This is a genomic window from Lentibacillus sp. L22, assembly GCF_040812445.1.
GTDB lineage: Bacteria > Bacillota > Bacilli > Bacillales > Amphibacillaceae > Lentibacillus_C > Lentibacillus_C daqui.
The window spans coordinates 20,027-39,445 of sequence record NZ_JBFNXI010000032.1 but is presented as its reverse complement, the minus strand read 5'-3'; the positions used below and the strand labels follow the sequence as shown (position 1 = coordinate 39,445).

Genomic DNA, 19,419 nt, shown 5'->3' with positions numbered 1-19,419 from the left:
TTTTAAACAGGCAAAGATTGCTTGTGGTTTGACCCCATCTGCTGGCCTCGGGAAGTAAATCCGGGGGGTGAAACAAACATTCTTCTTGGTAACAGAGAAGAGGTCTTTGATTAATTTTAGGCTTAATTTCGGTTAGGTTTAAATAAACAAAGGAGTGCGGTAGTTCTTTCTAAGCTATCCCGTAGAAATCCCCCACTTCAAACTATCTGTAAGAGGTTTGAGTGGGGGATTGAATTATTGTTTGAAGACATGGTCACCAATAATCTCCGTGGTAGGTAAATGATCTAACCAGTGGTCTGTGGCGATAGTTGGATTATAGAAATAAAGAGATTTAGTGTTTTGATCCCTATTGGCGAATGCTTGGTCAACAGATTGATAGTCTACCTCATCGGGCGTATTATTTATCATACCATTTTGAGCAGGTGTAAACTGACCCGGTTGGTAAATGACATCATGAATCGTATCGGGGAATTCGGGACTATTGACTCGGTTAAGAACGACAGAAGCAACCGCTATTTTCCCCGCCATTGGTTCGCCACCTGCTTCAGCATGTACAAGTTTGGCTAAAGTCTCTCTTTCATCGGTTACTGCACTATTGTTGGAATGGCTAGAGCTATTAGGAATTTTTATGCTTTCACCAACGTTTAGGTGATTTGCATCTGGAATTTGCGTATTGTTTTCTAGAAGGTTTTGCACAGTTGTATCATTATTTGACGCAATTTTGCTTAAATTATCACCGGGTTGAACCGTATAAGCAAAAATTTGATTGGCTGGTAAAACGACAGCGGCTACTGCAATTAACGAGAATAATATTTTTTTCATTTTATCACCTAACCCTTTACTCCAAAAGATTGAATAGAATGTATAAAATCTATACCAATCGATAAATAATGACAAGGGCTAAATACATTATTTAACTGAATTGTGATCAATTGAAATGTTATGGAAATAAAAAATAAGTGCCCGTTTGTTCAATTAAAAGCGCCTATCTGGAATAAGAGTAAGTGTTCTATACTGTGGAAATAGGGCGTATGGTTGAAGATCGCCAAAAATTAAAGGCTTCTCTTCATATTGGAAGGGGAGCTTTTATATTACATATTAATTATTATTACTACAATATTTTAATAATGTGTAACGTTTTGTTATACATGAATTTGGTTTAATGAAAGTGATAGTCGATGGACAACATTACGCTTCATAAACTATCGTCATGAAATATGGGGTAAATATACCGGTTATAATCACCTAATTAATGTTAAATTTATCAAATTTTTGTTTCTGTTTTGTTGAATATCTGTAATGGTATAAGAGTCGACATTATACTATAATTTGCTCGTAATGGGTCGAAAATGCGCGATTGATCTTTGGTGTTTTGTTACATATGCGATAAAAGTGTAGGGCACGCTCGAATTTTTAGTCTGTAAGATACTTTGATAAATAGTCAGACTCTTATCGAAAAATATTATATTAGAGGATGTTCAAAAAGTCCGGTAAAAATGACATGCCCCTGCAAAAGGGGTATGAGGGGTATGCCGAAGCCTGAGCGCAAGCCCGTTTTTAGTCGGCCTTCCTTTGAAGAAGCTCGTCGGCTTGCTTTTCCGCTCCTCATGTACCTTTTATGTACACTCCGGTGCTCAAAGCTACGCCGCCTAGAACTTCTCGGTCCTTTTTATCCTCCTTTTTGAACATGCACTATTAATATTTTTTCATCTTGCACTAATTTACATTTTTTTACGTGCTACATACTTTAGTAGAAATAAAAGGTAGGGGATTAATAAAGGAATTCTGAAAATAGTTTTGGTATGAAATGAGGGAAGAAAGAATAATTCATTACCTTTAGGAGGATGTTGCGTGTACCTTGTTGTCTTATTATCTTTGGTTTTATTTATAATAGGAGTTTATGAAAAGCGTAATCACCAAAAAAATATTGAGGCCGTACCAATCCGTATAAATGTCAATGGAATTAGAGGAAAATCTACCGTAACACGATTAATAACCTGGGCGCTAATGGAGGATGGCTATCATACAGTTGGAAAAACAACCGGAACATCAGCAAGAATGATTTATTGGAATCGGGACCAGGAAGAACCTATTAAAAGAAGACCTGAAGGCCCCAATATTAGGGAACAAAAAAAGGTTGTTAAATTAGCTGCCGATGCAGGCGCAAATGCCCTGGTAAGTGAGTGTATGGCCGTAAATCCCGACTATCAAAAAACCTTTCAGAACAAAATGTTGCAAGCAAATATTGGTGTAATCGTCAATGTTTTGGAAGACCACATGGATGTCATGGGCCCGACACTGAGTGAAGTGGCCGAGGCATTCACAAACACTATTCCTTATGACGGCTTTTTAATTATTGATAGAAGTCCATATGAATCCTATTTTAAAGAAATTGCGAAAAAACGTAGAACTAAAGTAATTGTTGCCAATCCTGAAAAGGTTAGTGAAGACTATCTTCTACAATTTGAATACATGGTTTTTCCCGACAATGTTGCTTTGGTTTTGGCAGTTGCCGAAGCCTTACAAATAGATGAAGAGGTGGCATTAAGAGGAATGTTAAACGCAAATCCGGATCCTGGTGCGATGAAAATTTTGCCAATCGGAAATAAATATCAACCTTCCTATTTCGTGAATGGTTTTGCGGCCAATGATTCTGCTTCCACGTTGAATATTTATAAAAGGGTTGATATGTTAGGCCATTATCCGAGTGATCATTTGGTTGTGATCATGAATTGCCGGGAGGATCGGGTGGATCGCACTGAACAGTTTGCAACAGACGTTCTTCCTCACTTGGAGATGGAATCGTTAATTTTAATTGGAAAGACGGTTGGTCCGATTATGGAAAGCTATAATCAGGGACATATAAAAACAAAGGAAATAGTTGATCTAGAAGAAACAAGCGTAGAAGAGATAACCCGGGTCTTACAAAAATACCTTAGTGGTTACTGTATTTACGGTGTCGGAAATATACACGGTGCGGGGGAGCCGTTAATTACCAGGTTAGAAGAATTTAAAGTATTTCCAGAAAAAGAAATGAGTTATACCGTTTAAAGTGCGTGTTCAAAAAGGAGGATAAAAAGGACCGAGAAGTTCTAAGCGGCGTAGCTTTGAGCACCGGAGTGTACATAAAAGGTACATGAGGAGCGGAAAAGCAAGCCAACGACGAAATTCGAAGTGTCATTTTTACCGGAATTTTTGAACATCCTCTTAAAAGAATTTCGGGGAGGAATTGTTAAAAAAATGAATATAGAATCTTATATTGCATTAGCTGTTGGGGTTATCTTCAGCTTAATATATGCGGAAATGACTGGGATTTTACCAGCGGGGTTAGTAGTCCCGGGTTACCTTGCACTAACGTTTACTTCACCCATGATCATTATTTCAACTCTGCTTATTGCCTTTATCACCTATCTAATTGTGATGCATGTAGTGGGGAGGTATACCATTTTATATGGAAGACGAAAATTCACTGCCATGTTAACAGTTGGTATCATTTTAAAAGTCATATTTGATTATTTCGTACAAATCCCGACACCATTTGGCATATTTGAATTACAGGCATTAGGTGTTGTTATTCCGGGTCTAATTGCCAATACCATCCAAAGGCAAGGGGTTATACCTACTGTGGGGAGTACCATTGCCCTAAGTGCATCAACGTTTTTGGTTGTTCTTACCTATAATACCATAGTTTGAAGGGAATGACAGGAATGGAACTAAGTGAAGACAAAAAGAAAAAGCGGCTGACTTTGCATCAATTGATGTTAAGGTTTACGAAAATGCATCAGAAAAAAGCGGATTTACATGCTTCGATTGCAGCAGTGATAACTTTGATGACGGTCATTTTTTATGAAATGAAGTGATGGTGATGAAGAAAAAGCGGTGGTATATAGCAATTGTGTTAGGGATTATCTTGTTCATGATAGTCCCTTCTCTTATAGGATCAAATAAGGGTGAAAACACCTACCATATTTTTAATAAAAAAGAGAATCATGAACATCAATATGGGGTGGCTAGTGATAACTCTATGGCGGTTGAAGTGGGAATGGACGTCCTAAATAATGGCGGCAATGCGGTAGATGCGGCTGTGGCCGTTGCCTATGTGCTGAATGTTATTGAACCTTCGTTAGGCGGAATCGGAGGCGGTGGAACACTTATGGTCATGAATCCTGATAGTAAGCCTGTGGTCTATGACTATCGGGAAACGGCTCCGGAAGACGGTGACTTACCCGAGAAAGGCATTGGCGTTATGGGCTTTGTAAAAGGTATGGAAACGGTTCACAATGATTATGGGAAGCTTCCGATGGAGTCATTGCTGGAACCTGCCATTGAAATGGCGAATAATGGGTTCAAGGTTTCTGAAACATTACATGAGCGATTAAAGGGCGCATCCAATCGATTAGATACAGAGGCATTACCTTATTTTCATCATGGAAAAGCGGTGAAACCGGGAATGATTATAAAGGATTTGGAAATGGCGGAAACATTGCGTCAGATTCAAAAGGACGGCTCCGATGCCTTTTATAAAGGTGAAATAGCAGACATGATCCATGAGAAGGTTCCGGAAATAGAGCTAAGTGATTTGAGAAATTATCACGTCGAAAAAAGGGAACCTCTAGAAATAGAATATAAGGGTTATAGCATATATTTACCTCCACCCGCAAATGGAGGTGTTATGATTGCTCAGGAATTATTGATGGCAAAACACTTGGAGTGGGACGAGAACAATCTACATTCTTTCATTAAAAATATCGGAACCATGAATCGATTAGCATATAAGGACCGAATTGAAAACATTGGTGACCCGAATGAAATTGATATGGATCTAGATGAATTGTTATCCGATGAACATATCAAAAACATGCTAAGGAAAAAAGACGATGATCTGCGAGTGGAACTGGATTCAAAGGGGGATATAGCGGATCATGCCAATACCACCCATTTTACTATTATAGATAAAAACGGCATGATGGTGTCGTCAACAAACACTTTAAGTAGCTTCTTTGGATCCGGGGAACGTGTCGGTGGATTCTTTTTAAATAACGAATTGGATAACTTTAGTACTAGTGATTCCTCATCAAATCGCCCAAAAGGAGGAAAACGTCCTTTTAGTTATACATCCCCTATCATCGTTTCCAAGGACGATCAACCTGTGTTGGGAATTGGTGCTGCAGGAGGGAGAAGGATCACCTCGGTTTTAACAAGTATCTTGGTACAACACCTTGAATTCGGAATTCCACTTCAAGACGCAGTGGATAAACCTAGGTTCTTTATGGAATTGAATGATGATGCGATTCGTTTGGAAGAGGAAATTCCGCAAGATGTAAAAGATAAATGGAAAGATGACGATTTTAACCTCATTGAAAATTATCGTTCCGTTTATTTTGGGAGTGTCGAGTCTCTAGAAATCATTGACGGACATATCCACGGTGGTTCAGATAAAAGAAGAAACGGATCATGGCAAAGTAAAAATGGTACGTAAAATCAGGCGGCGATGCGGGGGTTAATGCTAAGCAATTTCAAGAAATGCTGGGAATTGAATATGAGGGACTGGCACCAAAACAATTGCGACTATTTTAACGGGGGACAGTCCTTACGCATCCCGCTGATATAACCAAGATGCACCACTTAACCAAATAATTTTTGGTAAATTTGCTTGGCATATGTGGCAAATTTTTTGTTTTTATCTAACTGTCTTTGATTAACAAACGCGTCAAATTTAGTCTTGCTTTGTACATTGGCTTTTTCCTTATTCCCGGTGGCTGCAGTTACCAGATCATCCACGGTAATGTCTTTTCTTTTTTTGTCCGTTTCCTCCGCCAGATATCCAGCATTTTTTAGCATGCGATACCCCATTCGAATTTCCGGAGACAGTCCTTGTAATTCCTCTCGTAGATTGAGTCGTTTACCTTTACCAGGAAGATCATCAAACTCGCCCTTATCAATCGCATCTTTTATCCTTTCCTCAACAAACATATACATATTGTGCACCTCCTGTTTACCTGTGTAGTTATAAGTATTATACCAGTTCATCTTACGTATTGATATGGATGTTTGGACCGTACGGGAGTTCATTCTTTTATACAATATTAATCAACCCTTTATTGCAATTAAATAATTCCCAAACGATTAACAAGCTTATTGATATGAAAAAAGATTGGACAGAACAACTCAATATGGCATTTAATGCAATAAAATTCAAAAGGTTGTAAAACTATGTTACACTAATATTAGCAAATTGAATGCATATTCATTTAAGTAAAATGTATGCGATTTCAGACTAGAAGGGGAAGAGCTGTTATGGCGTTAAAACGAAAGGTAGCAATTATAACGGGTGGAAGCAATGGGATGGGAAAGGCGATGGCAACCCGTTTTGCAGCCGAGGGAGCCAATGTGGTGATTACGGGTCGGAAACAAGAAAGATTAGATCAGGCCAAAAAAGACATTAAGAATGAAACAGGAGTAGAAGTATTGGCAGTGCAGATGGATGTACGGAATCGGGAGGATGTCCAGCGTACGGTTGATGCGACGAAAAATACATATGGTTGCATTGATGTTCTTGTTAATAATGCTGCAGGGAATTTTATCTGCCCCGCAGAAGACTTGTCACCAAACGGTTGGAAAGCAGTCATTGATATTTGTTTGAACGGCACCTGGAATTGCACCCAAATTATTGGTAAAGAAATGATCGCGCAGAAAACTGGTGGTGTCATGTTAAATATGGTGGCTACATATGCATGGACTGGATCACCAGGAGTAGTTCACTCGGCATCGGCAAAGGCTGGTATTTTGGCAATGACCAAATCACTTGCTGTTGAATGGGGGAAATATGGAATCCGGATCAATGCGATGGCACCAGGACCGATCGAACATACTGGTGGTTCGGAGATTTTATTTGGCTCGGACGATGCTGTTCAACGTATTAAGGAGAAAAATCCGCTTGGTGTAGTTGGTACACTAACCGATGTGACTGAGGCAGCAACATTTCTTGTCTCTGATCAGTCCCGTTATATTAATGGCGACTGCTTGACCATTGACGGAGGGCAGTGGATGGCAAATGACAGGTTTATGCAGAACTAATTTTTTAACGTGGAGGAGTTAAACCATGGAAGAATTATTGATTGATACGCAAAATGGCGTCCGAACATTGACACTAAACCGCCCTGAACGAATGAATGCGATTCATGATGCATTTAGTACACAAATCGAACAAGCCCTTCAGCAAGCTTCAGCCGATGATGATGTCCGGGTTGTTGTTATTACCGGAAAAGGAAAGGCCTTCTGTGCCGGGCTGGATTTAACAATGGCACAAGATAAATCTACGACAAGACATGAACAATTGGATGAATTGGGCTGGGTTGGACGGCAGGCATTGGGTATTGTCCATTGTGATAAACCGGTTATTGCCGCAATTAATGGGGTTGCAGCGGGAGCAGGTTTATCTTTGGCACTTGCATGTGACTTGTGCTTCATGACCCAAAGTGCCCGAGTAACGACAGGTTATATCCGCCGTGGGTTAAATCCTGATGCCGGGATGAGTTATTTTTTGCCGCGGCTCGTTGGTAAAGCAAAAGCAACGGAATTGATCTTTACCGGACGTGATATTCAAGCTGATGAAGCGGAACGTATTGGCTTAGTAAGCAGTGTTTTCCCGGATGACATATTTATGGATCGCATTCGTGACATAGCTGAGGAACTAGCCAGTGGACCGCCGATTGCACTTACACTGTCGAAGCGGCTCCTTACCGCAAGTCCTGATGTTGAGCTTATTACAATTTTAAAACAGGAGTATGCATTTATTAAACAATGCTTCGGGACGGAAGATGTAAAAGAAGGCGTTCAGGCATTTTTGGAGAAACGGAAACCTGAGTTTGTTGGGAAGTAGAGCGTTTCTACTATGTATGAAATTGATAGCTGTTGGTAATAGTTTCATATATTGTTTACTCGAAATATCATAGGCTTTGCAACTAAAGTACTTGTGCATTTATTTGATGTTTTTGCTTTACTTTTTCATTAGCACCCGAACTTCTCCTCCATTGACATAGGAGTAAATTCCAAGCACTATGTTTAAGGAAATGTTAAAATTTAAAAAAGGCTATTTTCAGGAGCACATTATGAATTTGATTGAACTAATAAATATTGACTTTACCATAAATAAACAAAAGGTACTGAAAGATGTTTCTTTAGGAATAAGAGCTAATGAATGCATTGCGATTACTGGTAAGAATGGTTCAGGTAAAAGTACGCTTTTGAAATTGATCGCGGGCTTTGCCGTGCCAACTATAGGAAAAATCAATCGATTGACTAATAAAATAAGTTACGTTCCAGAACGGCCTCCCGAATCGCTACGATTTACACCAAAAGAATACCTAAGACATATGGGGAAAATAGCGGGACTTGAAACCAAAGCACTCCATTCTCGAATGAATGCGTTGATTAGACAATTCGGGTTAACAGAATATGAGAATGTTGTCATACATCGCCTGTCGAAAGGGAATAAGCAAAAGGTTAATATCATGCAGGCTTTGTTATCCAATCCAGATATAATTTTGCTTGATGAGCCACTATCCGGATTGGATTCGCGGTCACAGGAGGAATTCGTAAAATTATTAGTGGAATTAAAAACAGAAGGTAAATCGATTATCTTCACTTGTCATGAACCTTATTTAAAAGAACAAATAGCTGATCGGACAATTAATGTCGCAAAGCAGCAAATCAAAGAGATTGTTGAAGGCAACTATTTCCGTTCAATTGAATTTTCTGGAAGATCAACGGTATTCCATCCATTTATTCAAAACACTCGGGATATCATTGACTATAAATGCCATTCTTCAACGACATATGAAATAAAGGTGATTTCTACCAGTAGCGACCAAATTGTAGCACAAATTATCGAACTTGGTGGATCATTGGAATTTGTATCCCGTCCGACAGAGGTCCATGTGGAAATGAAGGATAAATAGAACGCAGGTGAATGATATGAGATATATGATAAGGTATATGTTGCAAGATTACATCCGGACTTATTCGTTTGTGCCTCCTGTTTTGCTTTTTATTATTTGGACAATTGTTTCCTATACATATGTACCGAATCCTGTTTTTGACAGCTTTGCGATTGCTTGTGCTGCGCTTTATCTTATAGTTGCGTGGCTTGCCATAACATTAATGGATACTGAGGAACTTGTTCAACAGCAAATCACCATGTTGCATGCAAACAGTTATGTTAAGGTATTTAGTGCAAAGATCCTGTCTATTTTGTTCCTTGCCGCGTTACTATCTCTATTTGCCGTTATTTACCCGCTTATAATTGGTGCATTCAACCGTTCTGTTACAGTGCTGGATTGTTTCATTGCGTTCATGTCCCTTATACTTATTTCACTATTAAGCATTTCCATAGCGGTTTTTTTCAGTCGGGCGTTTCACAGTCGAACACTCAGCTCCTGGTTGTTATTGGCCCTAATATTGGTTGTTTCCTTAGTGCGTAGCGGTATCGAGAATGTATTGCCTGATTCATTTGCTTTAGTTACGTGGGTTCTACCTCCTTCCTTTATGATTTTGGATATTCTTGGAGAGGAAACGATCAAATTGGGACCTATTACATTGCTAAAGTGGTTGTATGTGATAGCATACTCTGTTCTGTTGTTTTATATTTTTTTAAAGGTCAAGGTACGAAAGGGTTTATACTAATTAATAAGAAAGGTTAAGATACCTGTTATGACAAAAATAACCTTCCAAAACATCCAAACAATCGGTCATGTCATTCATGAAACGGATCAATATCGGCAATTCCATTATCCGGAAATGCTTATTCGTTATGATAGTAATTTTATTGATTTTAAAAGCATGCCATCACTAACAACATTCATGGAAACAGAAAAATACTTAAGAGATTTTCATTTGCAGCACGGACAACATCATGTCAAATTTACTTTTCCTGAAAATGAAAAGCTAAGCGAGGAGCTAAGAAATTATTTTTGTAAACTGAATTATGATGTTGGTTTTCTGGAATTATACGCGATCCAGCCTAGTCAGTTTCCGTCAATAGCTGACAACCCGGACATCCAGGTTTATCAGGTGAGAGGCAACCATGTACAGGAATTTCTTGCTTTGCGGTATCGGCAAGATTTGCAATTTGGGAAGGAATTTGCAGATCAACGGGTTAACCTTACCCGCCGTCAATTGGAGGATCCTGCTATCATCCAGTTGATTGCCTATTATCAAGGTGTTCCAGCTGGATCAGTCGATGTCATCATTGCCGATGATACGGTAGAAATTGATGGTTTGCACGTTGGAGAATCATTCCAAAGAAAAGGGATTGGCAGCAGGTTACAACAATACGTGATGCAGACCTTCCCGGATAAGACTGTGATATTGGTTGCCGATGGGGAGGATACTCCAAAAGAAATGTATCGTAAACAGCATTACAATTACCTTGGTTTTCAATATGAAGTGCAAAAAATTTTTCCTGTTTGATAGTTCGCTTCAATGAGAACGGTTATCAATCCGTTTTTTCTTTGCTGTACAACCGCTTTCTTGATAAAGTATATCTAATAAAAGCTTTGACAAAGGAGGTACATATGATGGCTACCATCGACGACTTTACAAAATTGGATATCCGTATTGGGACGGTATTAAAGGCAGAACCCTTTCCGGAAGCAAGAAAACCGGCGATTAAACTGGAAATTGATTTTGGTGAGCTAGGTGTCAAACGGTCTTCTGCCCAAATTACCAAGCGATACGAACCAGAGGAGCTCGTCAATCGCCAGGTGGCAGCCGTGGTGAATTTTCCACCAATGCGGGTTGCCGGGTTTAAATCCGAGGTGCTGGTATTGGGCGGAACACCGGAAGAAGGGGATGTGGTCCTCTTGCGCCCGGATGAACCGGTTAAGAACGGCTCGCCAATTTCGTGATATGGGGATAAATCCTAAATCTAAAAGGGAAGCAACCTTAGAAAGGAAACTTCTCTTTTTTTCTATCCGGAATTAAGAAAAAAACTGGTTAGGATATGTTTTGCTTCTTTTCATATTTCAAGTATCATAGAGTTAAAGAGAAGTAGAGGGAGGAGTTTTCCTTTTGAAGTTTAGACGAACGTTTCGGCGTAACCCGTTTACAAAATGGAAAAAGCCAATGAACTGGATTGGATATGTCGTTCTCATTATTATATTGCTTGCTGTAGTCGGCTTATCCTCGGTTAAAGTGCTGACAGATTATATCTGGATGGATTCTCTGGGGTTTGAGCAGATTTTCACCACTACTTTAGGAAGCAAAATTCTCCTTGGAATCATTGGTTTCCTTCTGTTTGCAGCGTGCACTTTTATCACATTATTTTGGATTCGCCGGTCATATCTGAAGCATTTTGACCGACATCAGTTACCGCCAATTCTATTGCAACGTAAATGGATCACGCTCATTACGCTGGGTATTTCTGTTTTTATTGGGTTATTTGGCAGTATGATCACACAAGGCTTTGGCTGGGAAAGTTGGTTGAAACTGATTCACCATGCCTCTTTTGGCAAGACGGATCCTTTTTTTAACAGGGATATTTCCTTTTACATGTTTATTTTGCCATTCTTGAAATTTATTATTTATCTATTATTATCCTTAAGTATCTTCTTATTTATGATTGAGGTAGGAGCCTACTCTGTCTTTCATATGTACCGGTTAAGCAGACCCGCACAATTGCAACTTGGGTTTACCCTGGCCATTATTGGAATACTACTGGCGGGTAATCACTTGCTGGCACCGTATGAGACACTTCTAACAAGCAGGGTAAATATTTTTCAGGAAAGTGTTGTTCACGGGTTAAGTTATACCGATCATCTGATTAATATACCGAAATCCTATGTATTGGCATTTGTAGCTATTGTCGGTGTCATTTGGATGATTGTTGCCTTAGTACGGGGAAGGTTGGGCGCAATGGTTATTCCGATTATTGCCTATGTCGGATTAGCGATTGTTGGGCAGGCAGCTTCCGTATTGGTTCAGAGTTTTCTTGTGTCGCCAAATGAGTTTTCCAAGGAAAGCCCGTATTTGCAGCATAATCTCAACTTTACCAGAAGTGCATACGACTTGGATAAGGTGGATACCAAGGAGCACCCGGGAAATTATTCGTTAAATGAAGATATGGTTGAACGAAATAAACAAACACTTGATAACGTCCGGATGAATGACTCAAGGCCGCTTCTTGAGGTTTATAATCAGTTACAGACATTTCGAACCTATTATAAATTTAACAATGTTGATATTGACCGGTATAAAATCGATGGAGATTATGAACAGGTATTTCTTGGTGCAAGGGAATTGAGTACAGACGATTTGCCCGATCAGTCAAAAACATGGGTCAACCGTTATTTACGCTATACGCATGGATATGGGGTAGCCATGAGTCACGTGAATCAAGTGACGGAACAGGGTCAGCCAAAATATATGATGAAAGACTTACCCCCAAAGGGTGTACTGGATATTAAACGTCCGCAAATATATTTTGGTGAGGAATCGTATCAAAATGTCATCGTCAATAGTAAGGTAGATGAGTTTGATTATCCAACTGGTGATGATAATGCGGAAACTCGTTATGATGCAGATACCGGGATTCCGATGAAAGGAATTAAACGATTGTTGTTTTCGCTAAATGAAGGTTCTTTCCGGATGCTTGTATCGGACCAGCTTACTGATAAGAGTCAACTGCTGGATACAAGAAATATCATGGACCGGGTAAACCGGATTGCTCCATTCTTCAGTTACGATAAGGATCCATATATGGTTGTCCGTGATGATGGCAGTCTCGTTTGGATGATCGATGCTTATGTATCTGCGGAACGATATCCGTATGCCGAGCCATACAAAGGAAATACCAATTATATTCAGAACCCGGTAAAGGTCAGTGTGGATGCCTATACGGGAGAGGTTAAATTTTATGTGGTGCAGCCGGATGATCCACTGATACAGACCTATCAGAAGATCTTTCCATCATTATTCACCACGGATATACCAGACGATATCAAGAAACATTTTCGTTATCCGGAGAAACTGTTTAAAGTTCAAGCGAAAATGTATGGTACCTACCATATGATGAATTTGGAAGTGTTCTACAATCGAGAGGATTATTGGGAATTTCCAACTGAAAAATACTTCAATGAAGATATTGAGATGGAACCGTATTACATGACGATGAAGCTGCAGGAAGAAGATAACGAAGAGTTTATCTTAATGCTCCCATATACACCGAAGAAACGGCAGAACATGATTTCCTGGATTGGTGTTCGTAATGATGGTGACCATTATGGGGAAATGTTTGTGTACCGTTTTCCAAAGCAGAAAAACATCTACGGTCCACAGCAAATTGAAAACCGGATCAATCAGGACAGTGATATTTCCAAGCAATTAAACCTTTGGGCCCAGGGTGGATCGGATATCATCCGTGGTAACTTGCTGGCTGTACCGATTGAAGATACTATATTGTATGTTGAGCCAATTTATATTGAGTCGTCCAACGCGACATCACTGCCAGAAGTCAAACAAGTGGTGCTGGCTTATGGGGATAAAATTGTGATGGAAAAAGACTTTGATACCGCGCTCGACCGGATGCTTGATTTGGTGGATCCGGATCATCAAGAAGGGGATAAGAAAGAGGATAAAAATGAGAAAGATGAGCAACCGGATACACAAGAGCCACTGAGTGAAGCAGATCAGCAATTAGAGGAGTTTGCCAAAACGTTTGATGATTATCAAAAGGCCCTATCTGACGGAGATTGGGAAAAAGCCGGTAAACTAATGAAACAAATTGAAGATCAGTTAGGGGAATATGAAGAGTAACATGATGAAATTAAATGAGGGGTGCAAATCGTTTGCACCCCTCATTACATGGTATAAAAAATGAACTGTAAAGCCAATGGGTTGAGTTCAAATGTTTCCAGGAATATAATGAAAGGATCAAATTGAATTTTCGAAATAGAAAGAAGGGGAAACGGTGCGTAATGGTGGAAACAAAATATATTTCGGTTGGTATATTGTAGCAGCAGCCTCGATTATTACCTTGCTCACCAATGGGCTTCGGCTGGGAATCGGCCCGCTTGTTAAACCGATTTTGGAAGATACGGCAATGTCCCGAACTGAATTCTCATTTATCATTGCCATTAGCATGATCGTATACGGGGTGGGCATGCCGATGGCGGGAATGCTGTTAAAACATATCAGTACCCGGGCCATTTTGTTAGTTGGGATGGTTTTCTCATGCGGTGCTATTATTTGGACAATTAGAGCTGAAAGTACCATCTCTTTCTTACTGTCATTTGGTATACTTCTGTCACTGGGACTTTCCTTCATGAGCCCCGTTTCATTGACACCGATTATTAGTAAATGGTTCATCCGACAAAGGGGAAAAGCGCTCTTTTATATGACAACTGGGGCTATGGCAGGAATTGCGTTGGTGACACCATTGGAAACAATTTTAATTGGTTCATTTGGATGGCAGCACACCTTATTAATTTTCAGCGCACTATTTATTGTGCTGGTTATTCCTTCCGCGTTGTTCGTAATGCGAGAGGAAGTACCAGATGGAGCCGATTTAAAGGGTAAAGATATGACAAATAGCAAGAAAAAGGATCAACAAAGGCAACCAGGTCTTACCATGAAAGACGCTTTGAAAACCAAAGCATATTGGCAAATTGTCATCGGCTTGTTTGCCTGTGGATTTAGCATGAATCTACTTGGCTCCCACGGGGTTCCGATGCTGACGGATCATGGTTTTAATCCAACAACAGCCTCATTCGGGGTAGGTCTGATTGGTTTTGTAGCAATTTTTAGTACACTGGCTCTTGGTGAAATTGCGGACCGCTATCCTCGAAAAAACCTTTTAAGCTTGATTTATGTTGTCCGGGGATTTGGATTTCTTGGCCTCGTTTTTGCCGTTACACCCTGGCAACTCTATGGTGTGGCAATCATCGGCGGATTGGTATGGGCTGGTTCAACTGCAACCGCCTCGGCTATTCTCGGTGATTTGTACGGCGTTCAATTATTAGGGATGTTGTATGGGTGGGCGTATTTTTCCCATCAAATTGGTGCATCTATCGGCTCGTTTCTAGGCGGTTGGGGTTATGAAACATTTGGGACCCATGTTATCGCCTTTGGTGCAACCGTGGCCTTACTAATGGCTGCCGGGATCGTGTCCTTTCAATTACCGAAACAGCTTGTCTTTCCCACCATGCGGCGTGAAACGGTACAAACGAAAGGTTAGACTTGGGGTTGGGGTGGTACTTAAATGCTGTATAGTAAGGTGAAGCAGAAATCAAAACAGGTGCAATTGTGGAAATGCTAGAATGTTATATAGAATACTTTAAGTACTTTAAACAAAGCAAATAGCCGGGAAGGATGAAGAGGACATCTTTCCTGGCTTTGTTTTAATATTTTATCCCAAGTTAGTCAACAAATAGTTGCTTGTGTCGTTATTTCTCTTTGCCAAATTTATTATATGCACCATGCATAACCGGACCAACAAACTCGTTTAACTTCCAGCCATGCTTGATTGCCGCTGCAACGAAGTCCTTAGCAATGGAAACAGATTCTTTTACGGAATGCCCTTTGGCAAGACTTGCAGTAATTGCGGCTGCAAATGAGCATCCGGCACCATGGTTATAAGAGGTGTCGATCTTTTCATTTTCCAGCAATGTGAAGTCGGATCCGTCATAAAAGAGATCAACGGCTTTATCATGGTCAAGAGCTGTACCACCTTTGATGACCACTGTTTTAGCTCCAAGCTCATGGATTTTTACGGCCGCATGCTTCATTTCATCAATGGTTTTTAGCGGTACGGTTTGTGCAAGCTGTCCAGCTTCAAATAGGTTTGGAGTGGTGATCGTTGCACGGGGAAGCAATAACTCGCGCATGGCGTCCGTGTTCTCCGGCTGCAAAACCTCATCTTCTCCCTTGCATACCATAACAGGGTCAATGACTACTTTATCCAAAGCAAATTCATCGATTTTACGGGCGCCTAGTTCTATGATGTCCACCGAACCAAGCATCCCGGTTTTCATGGCATCAATACCGACGGAGAGAATCGTGTTTAGCTGCTGTTCCACGATGTCAACATCAATCGGATGCACACCATGGCTCCAATTATCCGGATCCATCGTTACAATGGATGTAAGTGCGTTCATCCCGTAAACATCAAGTTCCTGAAACGTTTTTAAGTCTGCTTGTATACCTGCACCGCCGCTGGAATCTGAACCGGCCAAGGTAAGTGTTTTTTTCATTGGCATTTGTAATCCCCCTTGTGATGTAATATAAATAGAATATAACAAATTACCGGTGAATGAAAGCAATGGAACTATAATTGAGCTTAATACAAGATAACACATACCTTTTCTAAAAATATATGAAATTAATTAGAAAATTTACAGTAATGTGTTGCATTTTTTTGTCGAATCTTGTAATATAAAGGTCAGCGATATATTGCATATAAATAACGGGTAATATATAATTTTGTAGGTTTAACTACATCTAAAGAGGAGAAATTACATGAAGACAAAACTATCATTCTCGACTCATGTTGTAATCGGGGTTATGCTATTTGCGTTGTTTTTCGGTGCAGGAAATCTGATTTTTCCGGCAGAGTTGGGTCAGGAATCCGGTACTAATCTTTGGTCGGCAATCATAGGGTTTTTAATAACTGGAACTGGCCTGCCGTTGCTTGGTATCCTGGCCATGAGCTTTTCCGGCAGTAAAAACCTGCAGGAACTTGCCAGCAGGATTAATCCGACCTACGCGATATTTTTTACCGCCTTGCTATATTTGACGATCGGACCATTCTTTGCTGCGCCACGGACAGGTACGGTGGCATATGAAGTCGGCTTCTCGTCATTTTTTAGTGACGGGAATCAGCAAATTGCACTGTTGATATTTACCATTTTATTTTTCGCAATTACATTATTATTTTCATTGAAACCGGCAAAATTGGTTGATAATGTTGGGAAAATTCTTGCTCCGGGGATTGTTATTTTACTTGGTATTTTGCTATTTATGGTTATTGTTAAACCAATGGGCAGCATCCAGGGACCGACAGAGGCATATTCAAATGGCTCATTCGTAGCGGGCTTTTTGGAAGGCTATAATACCATGGACGCACTTGCTTCGTTGGTATTCGCGATTATTGTGATCAACGCCATTCGTTCCATGGGGGTTACATCCAAACAAGGCATTTTACGGGCAACGATCAAATCTGGTATTGTAGCGATTGCTTTACTTTCATTGATTTATATCGGAATTGGCTATTTGGGTGCAACAAGTACAGAGGCATTTGGCTACTTTGATACGGGTGGCCCGGTACTTAGCAGTGCTGCTTCCTATTACTTCGGTGCTTTGGGATCGGTATTATTGGCAATTATTATCACATTGGCATGTTTAACGACAAGTATTGGATTAATAACGGCTTGTGCGGAATATTTCCATACACTCATTCCAAAAATCAGTTACAAAATGTATGTTATATTCTTTTCAACTTTAACATTTGTGGTTGCCAATTTTGGATTGGCTAACATTATTACTTTTTCCCAACCTGTATTAATGTTCCTGTATCCGCTGGCAATTGTCTTAATAGTATTAGCCTTTTTGTCACCTTTGTTTAATCATTCACGAATCGTTTATATTTCAGCAACGATTGTAACCTTTCTAATCAGTATTTTCGATGGTTTGAAATCATTGTGCGAATCATTGGGAATCGATTATTTTGGATGGATGAAGCCAATTGTTTCTTTTTATGAACAGTCGCTGCCAATGTATGATCAGGGGCTTGGCTGGTTAATTCCAGCACTGGTTGTTATTGCTATTACAGGTATTATTGTTCGTGTCCAAAAACTATCTACTGCTAATGCCTAAATGAAACAAGCTGGATCCTTTTACAGGGTCCAGCTTGTTTCATTTGCGCTTTCATTTGATTGTAGCGATTGGAATTCTCCAATGGCCCGTAACCAGTTTTCCCGCATAGCTGCTGCAACATTTGTGTTGTCTTTTTCTCTAAGTAGTTGAATGATAGCGTTATGTTCATCAATTGATTTTTCGGTTAAAATAATTGCGTTATGGAAAAACTGCCGTCTGACATGCGCTTGCAACATGGCAACCATCGTATCGATATATGGATTATTTGCCGTATCTACAATAACCTGATGAAATGCTTCGTCTACTTTTAAGGCAGCAAAATAACTCTCCGCCCGGATGGCCTTGGCAAATTGATCATTGATTTCTTCAAGTCTGGTAAGTACATTATCGGTAAGATGGGCGATAGCCAGTTCAGCGGATAACCCCTGTAAAACAGCTAACGGGGGCAGCAGATCTTTAATGGCGTCTTTTTCCACTTCAGATACTTGTGTCGCTTTACCGGGGTACATATGGACAAAGCCTTGAACCTCAAGAAGTTGTAATGATTCCCGGACAGGGGTTCTGCTTACGCCCAATGCTTCAGCAAGTTCTTTATCGTTTAATTTCTCGCCCGGAAGTAATGTGCCATCGATAATCCATTGTTGCAATTGATTGAATGTATTTTCCTTGGCTGATTTACGAATTGGCTTTGCATGATCAGTTGGTATTGGCATGATATCACCCTAACTAAAATAATGTATTTCTCTTCAGTCATGGAGTTGCGTATCGTATGAAATCTACACGTAATATAATCTATTATTAGTATACATGAAAAATAGCTTGTTGGGAATATGCAATATATCGGGATGTTGCTGAATCAGGAGAGAAATAACGGACATCGCCATTTCTAAGGAGGTGTGTACTTGGAACAGAGATTTACACAAATTTATGACAGATTACACAATTATTTTGGGATGCAAAACTGGTGGCCGGCAGATACAGTGTTTGAGATGATGGTTGGGGCGATATTGGTACAAAATACAAACTGGCGTAATGCGGAGAAGGCATTGCATCATGCAAAACCGTTTTTGACACCTGAACAGCTAGATGAAATGCCAACTGAGGAGTTAGCGTTACTGATTCGTTCCAGTGGGTTTTACCGTGTGAAGGCAAAGCGGATCAAGGCATTTTTGAAGTGGTTCCAACGATACGATTACAGTGTGGAATATATCAAAACATTTAATTGGGAAGTATTGCGACAGGAGTTATTACAAATAAACGGAATTGGCCGAGAGACAGCTGATGTTATTTTGCTTTATGCTTTTGCTAAACCTATTTTTGTTGTTGACGCCTATGCACGCAGGATATTCTATCGGATTGGCTGGTCACTGCCAGATAGTTATGATGCCCTTAGACAGCAAGTTGAGGCAGAGTTGGGGGACGATTTGCTTGTTTACCAGGAATTTCATGCGCTGCTCGTGGAACATGCGAAAGAATTTTGTCAGGTTAAGCCGCGATGTGAGCATTGTCCTTTACAAGATATTTGCGAACAACGTAGCAAATAAGTAGTTA

General features: G+C 40.1%; 18 protein-coding genes and 1 pseudogene. 15 read left to right on the top strand and 4 right to left on the bottom strand.

What is annotated here, in order from left to right:
- Window positions 1-234 precede the first annotated feature (234 nt).
- A complete protein-coding gene (locus ABRT01_RS13225) occupies window positions 235-822 on the bottom strand; it encodes a cell wall hydrolase (RefSeq protein WP_269411017.1) in 588 nt (195 codons plus the stop codon).
- 1,029 nt (window positions 823-1,851) lie between these two features.
- On the opposite strand from ABRT01_RS13225, the gene pgsB reads away from it, so the two are divergent.
- From pgsB to ABRT01_RS13200, 5 genes and pseudogenes are all read left to right on the top strand, one after another.
- A complete protein-coding gene (pgsB, locus tag ABRT01_RS13220) occupies window positions 1,852-3,051 on the top strand; it encodes a poly-gamma-glutamate synthase PgsB (RefSeq protein WP_269411018.1) in 1,200 nt (399 codons plus the stop codon).
- 189 nt (window positions 3,052-3,240) lie between these two features.
- A complete protein-coding gene (gene pgsC, locus ABRT01_RS13215) occupies window positions 3,241-3,693 on the top strand; it encodes a poly-gamma-glutamate biosynthesis protein PgsC (protein ID WP_269411019.1) in 453 nt (150 codons plus the stop codon).
- Window positions 3,694-3,707: 14 nt separating this feature from the next.
- A complete protein-coding gene (locus ABRT01_RS13210) occupies window positions 3,708-3,860 on the top strand; it encodes a hypothetical protein (protein ID WP_367747738.1) in 153 nt (50 codons plus the stop codon).
- A 5-nt stretch (window positions 3,861-3,865) separates the two neighbouring features.
- Window positions 3,866-5,479, top strand: coding sequence for a gamma-glutamyltransferase family protein (locus ABRT01_RS13205; protein WP_269411021.1), 1,614 nt, complete (start codon window positions 3,866-3,868; stop codon window positions 5,477-5,479).
- A 2-nt stretch (window positions 5,480-5,481) separates the two neighbouring features.
- A pseudogene (locus ABRT01_RS13200) lies at window positions 5,482-5,577 on the top strand (DUF72 domain-containing protein); the annotation flags it as partial.
- A 48-nt stretch (window positions 5,578-5,625) separates the two neighbouring features.
- Here ABRT01_RS13200 and ABRT01_RS13195 read toward each other — a convergent pair.
- Window positions 5,626-5,979 carry a DnaJ family domain-containing protein gene (locus ABRT01_RS13195; protein WP_269411022.1) on the bottom strand — a complete coding sequence of 118 codons (354 nt, stop codon included), beginning with the start codon at window positions 5,977-5,979 and terminating at the stop codon, window positions 5,626-5,628.
- 318 nt (window positions 5,980-6,297) lie between these two features.
- On the opposite strand from ABRT01_RS13195, the gene fadH reads away from it, so the two are divergent.
- From fadH to ABRT01_RS13155, 8 genes are all read left to right on the top strand, one after another.
- Window positions 6,298-7,077 carry a 2,4-dienoyl-CoA reductase gene (fadH, locus tag ABRT01_RS13190; protein WP_269411023.1) on the top strand — a complete coding sequence of 260 codons (780 nt, stop codon included), beginning with the start codon at window positions 6,298-6,300 and terminating at the stop codon, window positions 7,075-7,077.
- Between the two features lie 25 nt (window positions 7,078-7,102).
- On the top strand, window positions 7,103-7,882 hold the full coding sequence (locus ABRT01_RS13185) for an enoyl-CoA hydratase/isomerase family protein (RefSeq protein ID WP_269411024.1): 780 nt from the start codon (window positions 7,103-7,105) through the stop codon (window positions 7,880-7,882).
- 178 nt (window positions 7,883-8,060) lie between these two features.
- Window positions 8,061-8,960: an ATP-binding cassette domain-containing protein gene (locus ABRT01_RS13180; RefSeq protein ID WP_269411025.1), complete on the top strand. Its 900-nt coding sequence runs from the start codon at window positions 8,061-8,063 to the stop codon at window positions 8,958-8,960.
- 16 nt (window positions 8,961-8,976) lie between these two features.
- Entirely contained in the window at window positions 8,977-9,684 is a 708-nt protein-coding gene (locus tag ABRT01_RS13175; protein ID WP_367747732.1) for a hypothetical protein, read from the top strand.
- Window positions 9,685-9,711: 27 nt separating this feature from the next.
- A complete protein-coding gene (locus ABRT01_RS13170; RefSeq protein ID WP_269411027.1) occupies window positions 9,712-10,470 on the top strand; it encodes a GNAT family N-acetyltransferase in 759 nt (252 codons plus the stop codon).
- A 107-nt stretch (window positions 10,471-10,577) separates the two neighbouring features.
- Window positions 10,578-10,907 (top strand): chaperone CsaA, encoded by a 330-nt coding sequence (gene csaA, locus ABRT01_RS13165; protein ID WP_269412426.1) that lies wholly within the window; start codon window positions 10,578-10,580, stop codon window positions 10,905-10,907.
- 163 nt (window positions 10,908-11,070) lie between these two features.
- Window positions 11,071-13,812 carry a UPF0182 family membrane protein gene (locus tag ABRT01_RS13160; RefSeq protein ID WP_367747728.1) on the top strand — a complete coding sequence of 914 codons (2,742 nt, stop codon included), beginning with the start codon at window positions 11,071-11,073 and terminating at the stop codon, window positions 13,810-13,812.
- A 154-nt stretch (window positions 13,813-13,966) separates the two neighbouring features.
- Window positions 13,967-15,232: an MFS transporter gene (locus tag ABRT01_RS13155; RefSeq protein WP_269411028.1), complete on the top strand. Its 1,266-nt coding sequence runs from the start codon at window positions 13,967-13,969 to the stop codon at window positions 15,230-15,232.
- Between the two features lie 208 nt (window positions 15,233-15,440).
- Here ABRT01_RS13155 and pdxK read toward each other — a convergent pair whose 3' ends face one another.
- The gene (pdxK, locus tag ABRT01_RS13150; protein ID WP_269411029.1) at window positions 15,441-16,253 is read right to left on the bottom strand and encodes a pyridoxine/pyridoxal/pyridoxamine kinase; all 813 of its coding nucleotides are present in this window, start codon (window positions 16,251-16,253) and stop codon (window positions 15,441-15,443) included.
- Window positions 16,254-16,512: 259 nt separating this feature from the next.
- On the opposite strand from pdxK, the gene brnQ reads away from it, so the two are divergent.
- Window positions 16,513-17,868, top strand: a complete 1,356-nt coding sequence (brnQ, locus tag ABRT01_RS13145) for a branched-chain amino acid transport system II carrier protein (protein ID WP_367747724.1) — start codon at window positions 16,513-16,515, stop codon at window positions 17,866-17,868.
- Between the two features lie 20 nt (window positions 17,869-17,888).
- Here brnQ and ABRT01_RS13140 read toward each other — a convergent pair whose 3' ends face one another.
- On the bottom strand, window positions 17,889-18,581 hold the full coding sequence (locus tag ABRT01_RS13140; RefSeq protein WP_269411031.1) for a GntR family transcriptional regulator: 693 nt from the start codon (window positions 18,579-18,581) through the stop codon (window positions 17,889-17,891).
- Window positions 18,582-18,770: 189 nt separating this feature from the next.
- Between ABRT01_RS13140 and ABRT01_RS13135 the strand changes: the two genes are divergently transcribed.
- Window positions 18,771-19,412 (top strand): endonuclease III domain-containing protein, encoded by a 642-nt coding sequence (locus ABRT01_RS13135; protein WP_269411032.1) that lies wholly within the window; start codon window positions 18,771-18,773, stop codon window positions 19,410-19,412.
- Window positions 19,413-19,419 lie beyond the last annotated feature (7 nt).

Coding starts and splice junctions, on each gene's coding strand:
- brnQ (WP_367747724.1), top strand. CDS start 16,513: ATGAAGACAAAACTATCATTCTCGACTCATGTTGTAATCGGGGTTATG.
- ABRT01_RS13175 (WP_367747732.1), top strand. CDS start 8,977: ATGAGATATATGATAAGGTATATGTTGCAAGATTACATCCGGACTTAT.
- ABRT01_RS13225 (WP_269411017.1), bottom strand. CDS start 822: ATGAAAAAAATATTATTCTCGTTAATTGCAGTAGCCGCTGTCGTTTTA.
- ABRT01_RS13205 (WP_269411021.1), top strand. CDS start 3,866: ATGAAGAAAAAGCGGTGGTATATAGCAATTGTGTTAGGGATTATCTTG.
- pdxK (WP_269411029.1), bottom strand. CDS start 16,253: ATGCCAATGAAAAAAACACTTACCTTGGCCGGTTCAGATTCCAGCGGC.
- csaA (WP_269412426.1), top strand. CDS start 10,578: ATGGCTACCATCGACGACTTTACAAAATTGGATATCCGTATTGGGACG.
- ABRT01_RS13185 (WP_269411024.1), top strand. CDS start 7,103: ATGGAAGAATTATTGATTGATACGCAAAATGGCGTCCGAACATTGACA.
- ABRT01_RS13170 (WP_269411027.1), top strand. CDS start 9,712: ATGACAAAAATAACCTTCCAAAACATCCAAACAATCGGTCATGTCATT.
- ABRT01_RS13210 (WP_367747738.1), top strand. CDS start 3,708: ATGGAACTAAGTGAAGACAAAAAGAAAAAGCGGCTGACTTTGCATCAA.
- fadH (WP_269411023.1), top strand. CDS start 6,298: ATGGCGTTAAAACGAAAGGTAGCAATTATAACGGGTGGAAGCAATGGG.
- ABRT01_RS13195 (WP_269411022.1), bottom strand. CDS start 5,979: ATGTATATGTTTGTTGAGGAAAGGATAAAAGATGCGATTGATAAGGGC.
- ABRT01_RS13140 (WP_269411031.1), bottom strand. CDS start 18,581: ATGCCAATACCAACTGATCATGCAAAGCCAATTCGTAAATCAGCCAAG.
- pgsC (WP_269411019.1), top strand. CDS start 3,241: ATGAATATAGAATCTTATATTGCATTAGCTGTTGGGGTTATCTTCAGC.
- ABRT01_RS13180 (WP_269411025.1), top strand. CDS start 8,061: ATGTTTAAGGAAATGTTAAAATTTAAAAAAGGCTATTTTCAGGAGCAC.